Origin of the sequence: Wansuia hejianensis, from assembly GCF_014337215.1 — a bacterium.
GTDB classification, from domain to species: Bacteria; Bacillota; Clostridia; order Lachnospirales; family Lachnospiraceae; genus Scatomonas; species Scatomonas hejianensis.
The window spans coordinates 2,791,831-2,805,055 of the sequence record NZ_CP060635.1 but is presented as its reverse complement, the minus strand read 5'-3'; the positions used below and the strand labels follow the sequence as shown (position 1 = coordinate 2,805,055).

Here is a 13,225-nt window from a genome sequence, read left to right as displayed (position 1 = left end):
TGGGACAAAGACCAGAGGTGTTGCTATACATCAGCTGATCAGACGGCACAGTGCTGCAGCCCGGTAGAGGGCCATGGTCTCAGGCTGATGTCCGATGTGAAAGCCACATGATTCCGAACAGCGCTGGAGGCGGTATTTAATCGTATTCTTGTGAACAAAGAGACGGGCAGCCGTCCGTGTGATGCCTGATTGTGCGTCCAGAAGATAGGTGCTGAGGGTTTTGAGTAATTCTTTCCCCTCAGGAATATCCAACAAGGGGCCGAGCACAGCGGTTTCCTCCCGGATTGCCAGTTCCCCCTGGTTCAAAATATCCCGGCACTGTTGTGCGAACCGTATTTCAGACAACTGAAATACTTGCTGAGACGGAAAGATTTTCCCGGCGTCTTCCAGACATTCCTGATTGAGAAGAAATGCATTCCTTGCATCTACCGTATGCTCCAGATGGTTGCAGCATGTCATAACAGCGGAAATCTTCCGGGTCTCCAGGGAATTGAGGATTCCCGAACGGATCGATTGCTCTTCCGTCAGAGACTGGCGGCCATCCATGAAGAGGACAAGTACATCCTCGTATACATCGATCAGAACGGAAGCGCTGTAAGGAGAAAGCAGCCGCTGCAGTTCGGCGGTTAGTTCCTCGCATACCCATTCGGAAGCTTTTTGGCAGGCGCTCAGTATCCACATGGTATGGATGGACGCAACGTCTATATGAAAAATATCTGCCAGACGCCGCATCTTGGCAGGTTCATCCTGGAGAATCGCCCGCACAAGTTCGCGGGTGGCAACTTCACCGTGCCTGCGGCTCCAGAGGTTCACTGATAATTGTATGACGTCTGTGAACTGACGGAGTATATTTTGCTCTAAGGGCTTGCCTGTATGGAAGAGATAGAGGTTCATGGGAGAATAGTCTGCGTTGATTACGTAACTGTATATCAGCAGGCCGTTCTTTCTCAGGGGAGTACCCGGCTGTCCGGACAGGCTGAGGGTGGGAAGCAGGGTTTGCAGCTCTCCGGCACGGCTTCGGGGCCAGGCGGCTTCATTCAATATGCGTCCGTCGCTGCCGGTCAGAATGATAGAGACATGCATGCGGTCAGAGAGCATTTTCAGCACAGTATCTATTGTCCGCTGATGTTCGGCCAGCGCGGATACCCGCTCCAGGATCTCTGTTACAAGGGATATATTGCTTTGCTGGTCCTGGAATATTGCTTCCATCACTTCACAGATTACTTCACTATACCTGAGATCCATGCGGTTTTCAGGCATCAGAATCAATGTAAAATCCAGTTCGTCGGCCAACGCGGCCAGGCGCGCGTCCACCCTGGGCATCAGGATGCCTACATAATACAGAATAATTCCCACCTCGCCGGCTTCTGCCAGCCGCCGGATATTATTACACTGTGCGTCAACATCGTCCTTAATATTGGCAAAGGCGGTGATAACGATCTCATTACCGTAGAATTCAATGTGGTCAAAGAGGGCATTTTGTGTGAAAGTAGGATCGGCATATTCCAGAACAGATACAGAAGACAGTATCCGGGTCAGGCCTTTTCGGCCAGCTATTATCTTAGCGCCTTGCAGAGAAGGCAGCTTCATCATATCTGCGACCGTTACACTCATATGGATTCCTCCTGTTTCAAACATTTTTATTCTACCATGAACAGATGGTGGGTTCAATAAATACCCTGGAATGAATAAAAGAAAGTAAATGACAAAATTGGTCAAATTATCTGAATAAAACAGGAAATATATAAAATTAAATGTTAGAATAATCTGAAAATTTTCATAATGGGAAAATAATGAATTTTTTTAAGAAATGTATTGACAAAGATGGGGTAATCTGCTATTATACAATCACAGATAAAAAATACAAAGAACCTGATACAGAAGATCAGGTGAAAGAAAATAAAGAAGGAGGTAAAGTCCAATGGGACAGACAGAATCTAACCTTCAATATGAGAGTGGTATTGCATAGCAGTTCCCCGCAAGAAAGACCTTTTATAAGAGAGAAAAAAGGAAGATCATCATCAATAAGAATTATGATGAATTTAAAATGAAAGGTAATATGAAGCTGGCACTCATATTGAATACATACCACACAGATAATAAAAAGGTTTTTCAGTCCGTGTGAAGAAACGGAATGAAAAAAGCTCTTCCGTTATATGAATCAGAATTGCAGACAGAGGTTGATAAAATTTTAAAAAGTATTAATCCAATATCCGTTAGTAGAAAGAAAAGTCGAAAAGGATCTGCATGAAGAAGCTATATAACAGGAACGGCTGGAAGATTATAAGACGAGAAATTATAATTTGAAACTTTTTATTATTATATAGATCTGCATATGTACTTTCTAAGTAAGAATTCAGATTCTGCAGCATAAGCATTAACAGCAGAAGAATGAAAAGTACTTACGAGGCAGGGAATGAACAATTCATTGAGAGATGAAGATAAAATTTAGAGAAAGAGAACGAGGAAAAAATTGAATAAAGAAGAACATTAGAACAGCCGTTTTATCAGGTATTATCCGATAGGACGGCTGTTAACGTGTGGATTTTCCGTTGACAAGGCGGCAGGATTGCAGCATACTTCTTATGAGATTATAACTGGGAGGAAGATATGCGGATATTTGATAAAAGAAATATTATTGCGGAGGATGAACAGATACTTGTAGTCTATAAACCGTCCGGCATAGCTGTTCAGAATAAGGGGGCGGGCGAGATGGATCTGGAGCATATGCTTCTCAACTATCTCGCATCAAAACTAACGGGAAGGGAGAGGGAGATCCCTTATCTGGCTGTAGTACACAGGCTGGATCAGCCGGTGGAGGGACTTCTGGTATTTGCGAAAACAAAGAAAGCCGCCGCCGTTCTTACGCGCCAGATACAGGAACATATGCTGTATAAAGAATATTTGGCTGTTACGGACGGGGCTCCGGCAGCGCCCATGGGAATCCTGACAGATGAACTGATCCGGGACGGCCGTTTGAATACCTCACGGATTGCCAAAGAGGGAGAAAAGGGAAGGAGGAAAGCCATTCTGGAATATGAGTGTATTCAATCACAGGCGTCCGGGCGGTCACTGATCCGGGTACGGCTGATGACCGGCCGCCATCATCAGATCCGGGTACAGCTTTCTCATGCAGGGATGCCCATCGCATGCGACCGGAAATACAATAAAACCGCAGAAGAAAAAAAAGAATCAGGCCAGCTGGCCCTGTGCGCCAGCCGGCTGATCCTGTATCATCCTGAGACCGGGGAAAAGCAGGAATATCATATAAAACCTAGGGGAGAATATTTTCAGCCGTTTGATTGTCTATGACCGCACCTATTTATATAAATATTTCTGATTTTCTTCCAGTTCCATGTTGCTTTTATCGATCCACTGATAACCTGGATCGATATAGGCATCTACCGTCTGATGGGCTGCAGCCCGCAGGGCTGCTACAACGGATGCGTAACCCATGCCATAAGGATTCTGGCAGACCGTCCCGTACTCACTTCCGTCGGCTATAGCTTTGATTTGCTTTTCCCCGGCGTCAAATCCGACAATTTTCAGATCGTCCCTTTCGAGGTCCAGCGCTATATCCAGCATTTTTTCTGTCATGCTTTCATTCGTACAGAAAATACCCTTAAGATCCGGGTGCGCTTCAAGAAGGGACAGCACCATGTTTTCTATTGTTTCTTCTTCATTTTCATAAAGCACTTCAGCCAATTCAATTTCCGGATGGTTTGCTGTAAGTTCCCGCCGGAATCCTGCCACGCGGTCGGCGCTGGTTTCAGAACTCTGAATATGGGCGATGACGGCTACTTGGCCTTTATCCCCAACTGCCTCGCACAATTTTTTAGCTGCTTCTGCCGCGGCCGATTGATTGTCGGTGATGCAGGAACTGACTGCCAGATCGCTTTCTACCCCTGAATCCAGCATCACAACAGGTATTCCGTTATCCTGGGCAGTTTCCAGCTGTGGCTGACAGGATTTCATATCGATGGCGGCTAGGCACAGAGCAGTTGGATTCTCAGCCAGCACCGCATCAATTGTATTAATCTGTGAGTCTACGTCACTATTATCACCGGGGCCTTCAAAGGTCATACGTATCTCATGGTCCCCAGTGTAGCCCAGTTGTTCGTTAAGATCCTCTATTGCCCGGGATGCTCCTTCCTTAACAGCATCCCAGTATCCGCTGTCCAGGCCCTTGGCAACTACGGCCAGATAGGCTCCGGCTTCAGCGCGGACTCCTTTCACAGTCGTGTAATCCACAGCGAGCTCCTGCTCTTCAGGCAGCGTGATCTCCGGCTCGTCATCCTGGCTGTTTCCTGACGGTGCAGACGATTCCTGATTTTTTCCCGTCGGCAAAGCGCTTCCGGCGGCGTTCACTTCCCCCCTGCTGCAAGACGCAGATATGGCCGTCACCAGGCTCAGTAAAATCGCTCCTGCTAATTTCCTTTTCATGACACATCCTCTCATTCTTTACATGCTGTCATACATTCTTTAATGAACTAGAAATAAATGTAACAGTTCTGTCCTCTGCAATCCTGAGATATACAACTGTGTATCAATTTCCAATAATCATTATACACAAACTTGTAGATTAGTCTATAATACTTCATATAATTTTCATAACTTTGTAAAATTTATCAGCAGTTCGCAGGCTGTTTGGCCGTGAAGCGTCCATTCCCCTGGCTTTTGGTCAGAGGACCGTAATAATCGTACTGCCAGGCAGGGCGGTTTATTCCTTTGATTCTTCTTGTTGTTTTTGGTAGATTTCCGCCACTTCCTGTGACAACTGGCTGCGTACATCAGAGAAGTCCAGGGGATTGGATTCCGGGAAGGCGCCGCTTGTTGGCGCAGGGGTGCCTTCTGACGCTGCGGCATCTGAACGTTCGAGAAAATCAGCATGAGCGGAAGAATCCGCGTATCCGGCGTGGCTCTTGTGTGCGGCAGAATCTATGTTTGTGTCGTGGTCAAAACGTGCGTCGTAATCAGAGCGTGCGGCAGAATCAGAGTGTACAGAAAAATCTGAGCGTGCGTCAGCCGGCTTGTTTTGTCCGGAAGGCTGCTGGTTCTGCCGTCTGGACGATTTTCCACGCCGGTCGTCCTGGCGCTTCTCTTCTCTCTGGTCTTGACGGCGGTTTTCTTTGCGGTCTTTTCTTTTGCGCTTCCGGTTTTGGCGGGCCTTTTTGCGTTTGGCTTTTTTCTTTTGGGCACGGCGCTCACGTTGTTCTTTTAATTCCTGCCGGTTTTTTTCATCCTCTGAATTCCAATATTTCCGATCCTTCCATGGCTTCAGCTGAAGCATGATACCAAGAAGGGACAGGGCGATCGTGATAAAGATCAGCAGTATCAGTTGGTGATGCCCGGTCAGCTGAGAAAAGAACCAGGCGGTGCCCCAGGCGCCGCCTATGGAGGTGGCAAGGGAGACAGTCAGACGTTCTTTGGCGAGGGCAAGTACTCCAACGACAGCCCCAATGACCAGATATACAATCAGGGCAGGTCCCGTATGGAAGGGGAGCAGCTGCCACAGGAAAAAGGCAGACAGTCCGGCGCACAGGAAGAACAGTCCCAGGCGGTATAGCAGGAATGCTAATAGGGCAAAAAATATACCAATGGCAAGGGCCGCCACCAGGGCAACTTTTCCTGATTGTTTTAAGTAAAACGCGAGGCCAAGACCAGCGGCGGCTCCCACGAGGAAGCCGAAGAGCACGCCCCAGAGCTTTCGCAGCTTGTAACCGAACAGACAGTTCAGAAGTGCCAGAATCAGACCAGCTGTCCAGATATATTTTCCATAGGTGTCAAAAAATGCGTCTATCAGACCTAACTGTTTTGCCAGTTCATAGATCGTCGTAATATTTTCCATCATTTCCTCCAATAGTAATTCTGTGTGTTACCGTTCAGAAACCATGTTCCGAGGGGTGTTTCCACGTGAGCATAGCGGAAATCTCAGCAGCTTCTGCTTTACGGGTGATTGTAAACCCCGGAAATAGTTTTGGCAAGGTTCTTCACAGATTTTTAAGAAAATCCACCCTTCACAAAAGCGGCCGGTATGGCATATCATATAGAGAAAACAACGGATAGGAGCCTATCAGATGTTCTATGAGAAGCCAATGCCATTTTACATGGCTTATCCAGTCCCTTACCTGTTTGACCAGGAAAAGGAACAGGACAGAGATCTGCAGGTGATGAAATCCTTTTATTCGGAAACGGCCGCACAGGTACAGGAACTGGTGGAGCAGGAGTGTGACCGGATGGAATATGATGGAAGCATGATGTTTGACGATTATCCGGACAAATTGATGATGCGGCAGATTTGCCGGCGGATTGAGGAAAAGCTGCCGGGAGATGGTAAAGAGATGGAAGCGATGAACCGGAACCGGGGAGAGGGACTAAGAGACCTGATCGGGGTGCTGCTTTACAACGAAATGTACCGCCGGAGATGCCGGCGCAGAAGATGTCGGAGATTTTTTTAAATTTCTGGTTGCCGATTTTACGTAAACCGATTACAATAGAAGCAAGCGAGAGATAGATGCCATAGGTTAGCAGAGGAAAAGGGGAGTCCTTTGTCAACCTATGGTGCTTAATGATATACAGGGGAGCAGTATAATAATGAAAAGATTTCTTATAAAAGCAGGGGTTCTTATCGGCGTTTTTATTGCCGGTGTCATTTTATTTTCCAATATTTTAAACCGAAAAGAGACGGCGAATACGAAGGGGATGGAGTATCCCACGCTGCCGGTCATGTATATGGTGGAAGCGGAAACTACAGTCAACCGGATGTTCGGCTACAGGCAAGAGGTTGAAGAGCGGGCAGAGAGAGAAAGCCTGACGCTGCTTCCGACAGACCGTACGCTGACCCTGCAGCTGCAGCCTTTTGACTGTAAGGTTCAGGGGATCAGCTATCAGGTGACTTCTCTGGAGGATGGATCGCTGGTCGAAAATGGCAAGGTGAAGAATCTGACAGGAGATGGAAGCCTGCAGTTGGCTTCTTTTAAACTGGACACGCCAATTCTCATGAATCAGGAATACATGCTGCGTTTTACGGTGGATATAGGAGCAGAGACGCCGGTATATTACTATACCCGCCTGGTTCAGAGAGGCGGCCTGAATGTGGGCGAATATCTGAAGTTTGTTCAGAATTTCTATGAAACCTGTCTGAATAAGGAGATGTCCGGGGATCTGGCGTCTTATCTTGAACCCGACAGTTCTGCCAGCAACAGCAGCTTCCATAATGTGACAATACATTCCAGCCTGGATCAGGTGACGTGGGGAAGCCTCGGGCCGGAGCTTGTGAAGAAAGCTGTTCCCGTCATCAAGGAGGCCAATGAGACGACTGTCAGTGTAAGCATGGAATATCTCATAAGCGCAAAGGACTCGGAGGGAAATACGGAATACTATGGTGTACAGGAATTTTACCGGATGAGGAATTCACAGGATCAAATCATACTGCTGGATTTCGAACGCAGCGCGGAGCAGGTGTTTGACGGAACTCTTCCGGTTCTGACTGATACGGGGATTAACCTGGGCGTCACCGGAAAGGACGTTCAATACGTCAGCAACCAGAGCGCGGATATCGTGGCATTTGTAACCAGTGGTGAGCTGTGGTCTTATAACAGAAGTGCCAATAAAGCAACGAAGGTTTTTGGTTTCCGCAGCGCCGGAACTCCGGACGAGAGAACAGAGAACCTGAATCATGAGATTAAGATTTCCAAAGTAGCGGAGACGGGAGATATCTCGTTTGTGGTCTTCGGGTATATGAGTGCCGGTGACCATGAGGGAAGGCTGGGAATCTCAGTCTATAGCTACAGCGCGGAGCAGAACGTGGCGGAAGAGAAGATGTTCATCCCTGTCAGTACGAGCTGGGAGGTGATGCAGCAGAGTCTGTCAATGCTCTCTTATGTAAATGGGGCGGACATGCTGTATCTGTATCTGGGAGATTCCCTGTATCAGATCAATCTGCAGGATGCTGTCTGCACTGTTTTGCAGGATGATATGAATCCGGATTGTTTCGTTGTGTCGGACAGCCAGCAAAGCGTCGCCTGGATGGAGGAGATGGATGAAAACAGCTCTTCCCATGTGACGGTGATGAGTCTGGAGACAGGAAAGACGATGGAGGTTTCAGCTCCGGCGGGAGAAAAGGTTAAAGCGCTGGGATTTATAAACGAGGATTTTGTCTATGGGCTTGCCCATGATACAGATATTGTCTCAGATGTGGCTGGCAATATCACCTTTGCCATGTACCGCATTTGCATTCAGAATATTGATGGGGAGATAGCCAAGGAGTATCAGAAGGATGGAGTATATGTGACAGCTGTGAAGCGAAAAGAAGGTCTTCTGGAGCTGGAGCGGGCCACCCGCACCGGCGGGGGATTTACGCCGGCAGACAGCGATCATATCATGAATAATATTCAGAATACTGAAGAAACTGTATCTATCAGGCTGAATGTCAGCGAACGAAAGGGGACACAGGTCGCAATTGTATTTACAGTAAATGGCAAGACCAAAAATCTTCTGGTGCTGAAGACCCAGTACATCGATAAGGAGACGGTGCCGGAGGCGGTGCTTGAGCTTCCTGCCATGAGCGAGGATGTGTATTATGTCTATGGCAAGGGAAGGCTTCAGAATATCTTTACAAAGGTAAATGATGCGGTGAAGGAAGCGGATGAACAGGTGGGAGTTGTTCTGAACGGCCGTCAGCAGTATGTATGGGAACGAGGTAATACAAAAAGTTCAGTCAAGCTGGAGACATCCGGGATACCTGAGGGAATTCTTCAGGCCCCGATCGATGAGGCCTCTGTGCAGCAGTCTCTGGGGGAAGGTTATACCGTATTAAATCTGACAGGCTGCTCTCTGGACAACATTTATTATCAGATCAGCAACGGCTATCCGGTAATCGCGAAGATATCCGCTGAGGAAACGGCCGTGATTATAGGATATGATATATACAATATCTGGTTGTTTACTCCTGCGACGCAGGAGGTGAAGCCTGTGGCATCCGACGATGCGGAGACACTGCTGGCCTCTCTGGGCAATGTATTTGTCAGCTACAGAGAAGACAGTGATGGCTGAGCTGTTATAAAATTTATTTCCGAGGGCAGCAGGCCAGGCGGGCAGCATGAAGGGATGGAGCCGGCCGCATGACTGGAAGGTCTGCGGCCGGCTCTTAAGCATCTGTATGCAACATTATAATGAAACAGGAGGAAGAATTATGGACATAAGAATTCAGGAGCTGGCGCATAATCTGGTCAGCTATTCCTGCAGAGTGGGTAAAGGCGATCAGGTATACATTAATTATATAGGGCGGGATACCAAAGAACTGGCAAAAGCCCTTGTGAGGGAAGTCTATGACGCAGGCGGAATTCCCTACCCGCACTATGAGGAACCAGAGATCCAGCGGGAGGTGCTGTTACATGCCACAAAAGAACAGATGGAACTGATGGCGGCTGCGGACGCGCTTCAGATGGGAAAGATGGACTGCTTCATCGGTGTGAGGGGAAGTGATAATGTGTCGGAACTCGCGGATGTTCCGGCAGAACGGATGAGCCTTTATGAGAAGTATTATTCTACGCCTGTGCATCATAAAATACGGGTACCCAAGACCCGCTGGGTGGTGCTCCGTTATCCCAATAGCGCCATGGCGCAGCTTTCCGGTACAAGCACAGAAGCCTTTGCTGATTTCTATTTCCGCGTCTGCAATCTGGATTACTCCAAGATGGCCCAGGCGATGAAAAGCCTGGTGGATTATATGGAGAAGACTGACCGGGTGCGGATGACAGGCCCAGGCACCGACCTGTCTTTTTCTATTAAAAATATTCCGGCAATCCCATGTGCTGGACATATGAATATTCCCGATGGTGAAGTATATACAGCTCCGGTCCGGGATTCAGTCAACGGAACGATCAGCTATAACGCTCCGTCTTTGTATCAGGGGTTTTCATACGAGGATGTGAAGCTGACTTTTGAGAATGGCAAGATCGTCAAAGCCACAGCGAACGATACCCGGAGGATTAATGAGGTTTTTGATACCGATGAGGGCGCCCGCTATATTGGTGAATTTGCAATCGGTGTGAATCCCTACATCCTGGAGCCGATGAAGGATATATTGTTTGATGAAAAGATTCAGGGTTCCATACATTTCACGCCAGGGAATTGCTATAAAGATGCCTATAATGGAAATCAGTCGGCCATCCACTGGGATCTGGTGTGGATCCAACGGCCGGAGTACGGCGGCGGAGAAATCTATTTTGACGACGTACTGATACGGAAAGACGGACGTTTTGTGGTGTCGGAGCTGGAATGTCTGAACCCGGAGAATTTAATTTAATTGAGGGTCGGCGGTGAAACGGCCGGATCTTTGTGTATAAGCGCGGTACCCGGCCCGGCGGCCTTGTCAATGGCGGCCGGGCCGGGTACGTGATTTTCAGTATCTTTTGCAACAGAGTTTATTATTTTGGACACTGTATGGATGAACACCGAAACAGGAACGCGTTCTAAGAGGGGTGATACAATGGATAACTATCTACAACTGGTTGAAAGGGCCAGAAATAGGGATGCGCAGGCATTCGCAGCTTTGTATGCGCAGGTTTATCAGGATCTGTACCGGTTTGCGCTGTATACTCTGAAAAATACTCATGACGCGGAGGATATGGTCAGCGATACGGTGACGGATGCCTTTGCCTCTATACATAAATTGCGCAGCGCGGAGGCTTTTCGCGGCTGGATCTTTAAAATATTATCAAATAAGTGCAGGATGAAACTGAAGGAATATGTGAATAAAACGGCGGAGCTCCCAGACGACCTGGCTTCCGAGGGGGGCGATATGCTGGACCATATGGAAGTGAGACGGGCCTTTGCCAAGTTGGATGATGAGGAAAGGTTGATTATTTCCATGCATCTTTTTTCAGGCTATAAAAGCCGTGAAATTGCGGCGGCGCTGCATATGAATGAAAATACGGTCCGCTCAAGGGAAAGCAGAGCTTTGAAAAAGATGGGAACCATTCTGGGAGAATAGGAGGTGCCGGAAGATGGATGAAAACAAATTGTTAGAACGGATTCGGGCTTCTGCACAGGACGTCCAGGTGCCGGACTGCCTGAAACCGGAGGAGATAATAAAAAAAATGAATGCTGCAGAACAGTGCGGCGGCGGTACAGGAAACAAGCGCCGGAGCGTCTGGAAGAAAAGTCTTGTCAGCGCTGCTGCCGTGCTGCTATGCATTGGAATTGTGGCGGCTGCCGGAAGATACCTGATGTCCGGGAGCAGTTCTGGAGACGCGTCATCAAAGGCCAGCGCACCTATGGAAAGCGCAGCGGCAGAGCCAGAGAGCGGGGAGGGGATATCTGGAAGCACAGCAGGAACACAGGACAGCGCACAGGCGTCTGGCGGCCAAAGTAAAAGCGGCGGCATGGCAATACAGGCGGAACGCATTTCTATGAACAGCTTGTATACGCAGGCACAGGATTATGGAGAAATCTATGACAGCCTGAAGGCCGGCGAGATGAAAGAGGAGCGTGCGGCTGATGACATGAAGATGGAATCTGAATCTTCAGGTTCAGACGGGGGGCTTACCTCCGGCACAGGCGCAACCTCCGGCGGGGCAGATGGAGCTGAAAGCGTATGCTACGGTTATTCTTCTACGAATGTGCAGGTGGAAGGGGTTGACGAAGCAGACATTGTAAAAAATGACGGAAGCTATCTTTATATACTGAGCGGCCGCATGGTTAAAATTGTCAGAACCGAGAACGAGCAGCTGGAATTGGTATCGGTAACAACACTGAAGAATCTTGGCTCAGCCGCGGCCGCTTACGACATGTACGTGAACGGCGATATCCTTCAAGTAGTGGCAGGCAGCAAGGACGCCGTTCGTGTTAAAGAGGATTCATCAGAAATATATAGCCTGGAAAGCAGGGAAAAAACCCTGCTGCTGACCTATGATATATCCGACCGGACCAATCCGGTGCTGAAGGGTAGCATCACCCAGGACGGCGCCTATCAGACATCCAGAAGAGTCGGTGATTATGTCTATCTGTTTACAAAAGAATATCTGGGAGTGCCGGAGGGAAGCAAGTCTGTATATGAGAAAGAAGAGACTGCACCCGAATGGCTTCCAGAGGTAAATGACGAACCGATTTCCGCCGGCAGCTGCTATCTGCCGGCAGGAGGAGGGAACCTGGCATGGATTATCTCTTCAGTCAGTGGGGATAAGCCAGGAAAAGCGGCGGATACGAAGATGATACTGAGTAATGGTACTGACGCTTATATCAGTACCGGAAGCATAATTTTGCAGGAAATCAGTTATGGATATAATGGAGATGCAACTAATCTTGCAAAATTTACATTCCATGAGGGGAAGATCAAAGCAGAAAGCGCGGCAGCAGTTAACGGGACGATCCGGGATGTATTTGCGATCAATGAACAGGAAGGCTTCCTGCGCGTGCTGACAACCTCCATGGATCATAGTTCCGGCCAGGAAAAGAATAATCTGTATATATTAGAGGAAGATCTAAGCCTTGCCGGCTGCATTGAGGGAATGGCTCCCGGTGAGAGCATATATTCGGCCCGTTTTATGGGGGATACCGGATACTTTGTCACATACCGGAACACAGACCCACTGTTTTCAGTAGATCTGTCAGACCCCTATCAGCCGAGGGTGATCGGAGAGCTAAAAGTGACAGGCTTCTCAGAATATCTCCATTTTTGGGGAGATGATCAGCTATTGGGCATAGGATACGAAACAGACCCGGAAACCGGAAGGACGCAAGGGCTCAAGCTGTCTATGTTCGACATCTCCGATCCGGCAAACATGAAAGAAGTCAATAAGTATGTGCTGGAAGATTTCAGCTACAGCCCTGCCCTCTACAATTACAAAAGCGTGCTGGCCCATGCAGAAAAGAATGTGATCGGATTCGCGGCCCAGGGCGACGCAGAAAAAGGAGGAAAAGACAGCTATCTGGTATTCTCCTACAGCCAGGAAGAAGGCTTCACCTGCGAATTAAAGGAGAATCTGTCTGAAGAAGCCGCAGGCGGGCAAGAAAATATCCGCGGCATATATACCGGCGATAGCTTCTACCTGGTATCGCCCGACTCCATCAGCTCGTACAATATGAAAGAAGGGTACACAAGCATCGCAACATTAGGCCTCTCATAAATTATGGTTTTGCTTCCAATTTGGCCGGTGAGGGGGGGGAGGCGGTTTGGATACCCGGACGAAAGGGTGGGGGGAGGCGGGGCGGAACAGGGACG

Annotated in this window: 10 protein-coding genes; 7 read left to right on the top strand and 3 right to left on the bottom strand. The window is 48.4% G+C overall.

Annotated features, from left to right (window positions below):
* Positions 1-30: 30 nt before the first annotated feature.
* A complete protein-coding gene (locus tag H9Q79_RS13040; RefSeq protein ID WP_249328474.1) occupies positions 31-1,614 on the bottom strand; it encodes a PucR family transcriptional regulator in 1,584 nt (527 codons plus the stop codon).
* Between the two features lie 179 nt (positions 1,615-1,793).
* Here H9Q79_RS13040 and H9Q79_RS13035 point away from each other — a divergent pair, with 179 nt between their 5' ends.
* Both H9Q79_RS13035 and H9Q79_RS13030 read left to right on the top strand, forming a co-directional pair.
* Positions 1,794-2,051, top strand: coding sequence for a hypothetical protein (locus tag H9Q79_RS13035; protein WP_118648343.1), 258 nt, complete (start codon positions 1,794-1,796; stop codon positions 2,049-2,051).
* A 559-nt stretch (positions 2,052-2,610) separates the two neighbouring features.
* Positions 2,611-3,312: an RluA family pseudouridine synthase gene (locus tag H9Q79_RS13030; protein ID WP_249328473.1), complete on the top strand. Its 702-nt coding sequence runs from the start codon at positions 2,611-2,613 to the stop codon at positions 3,310-3,312.
* Positions 3,313-3,318: 6 nt separating this feature from the next.
* Here H9Q79_RS13030 and H9Q79_RS13025 read toward each other — a convergent pair whose 3' ends face one another.
* A complete protein-coding gene (locus H9Q79_RS13025) occupies positions 3,319-4,443 on the bottom strand; it encodes an ABC transporter substrate-binding protein (RefSeq protein ID WP_249328472.1) in 1,125 nt (374 codons plus the stop codon).
* Positions 4,444-4,720: 277 nt separating this feature from the next.
* On the bottom strand, positions 4,721-5,851 hold the full coding sequence (locus H9Q79_RS13020) for a TMEM198/TM7SF3 family protein (protein WP_147371526.1): 1,131 nt from the start codon (positions 5,849-5,851) through the stop codon (positions 4,721-4,723).
* Between the two features lie 226 nt (positions 5,852-6,077).
* Here H9Q79_RS13020 and H9Q79_RS13015 point away from each other — a divergent pair, with 226 nt between their 5' ends.
* The 5 genes from H9Q79_RS13015 to H9Q79_RS12995 all read left to right on the top strand — a co-directional run bounded on the left by H9Q79_RS13015 (position 6,078) and on the right by H9Q79_RS12995 (position 13,130).
* Positions 6,078-6,458 (top strand): hypothetical protein, encoded by a 381-nt coding sequence (locus H9Q79_RS13015; protein WP_118648754.1) that lies wholly within the window; start codon positions 6,078-6,080, stop codon positions 6,456-6,458.
* A gap of 136 nt (positions 6,459-6,594) precedes the next feature.
* On the top strand, positions 6,595-9,054 hold the full coding sequence (locus H9Q79_RS13010; protein WP_118648752.1) for a cysteine peptidase family C39 domain-containing protein: 2,460 nt from the start codon (positions 6,595-6,597) through the stop codon (positions 9,052-9,054).
* A gap of 139 nt (positions 9,055-9,193) precedes the next feature.
* Entirely contained in the window at positions 9,194-10,309 is a 1,116-nt protein-coding gene (locus H9Q79_RS13005) for an aminopeptidase (protein WP_283245081.1), read from the top strand.
* Positions 10,310-10,492: 183 nt separating this feature from the next.
* On the top strand, positions 10,493-10,996 hold the full coding sequence (locus H9Q79_RS13000) for an RNA polymerase sigma factor (RefSeq protein ID WP_118648750.1): 504 nt from the start codon (positions 10,493-10,495) through the stop codon (positions 10,994-10,996).
* A gap of 13 nt (positions 10,997-11,009) precedes the next feature.
* Positions 11,010-13,130 (top strand): beta-propeller domain-containing protein, encoded by a 2,121-nt coding sequence (locus H9Q79_RS12995; RefSeq protein WP_249328471.1) that lies wholly within the window; start codon positions 11,010-11,012, stop codon positions 13,128-13,130.
* Positions 13,131-13,225 lie beyond the last annotated feature (95 nt).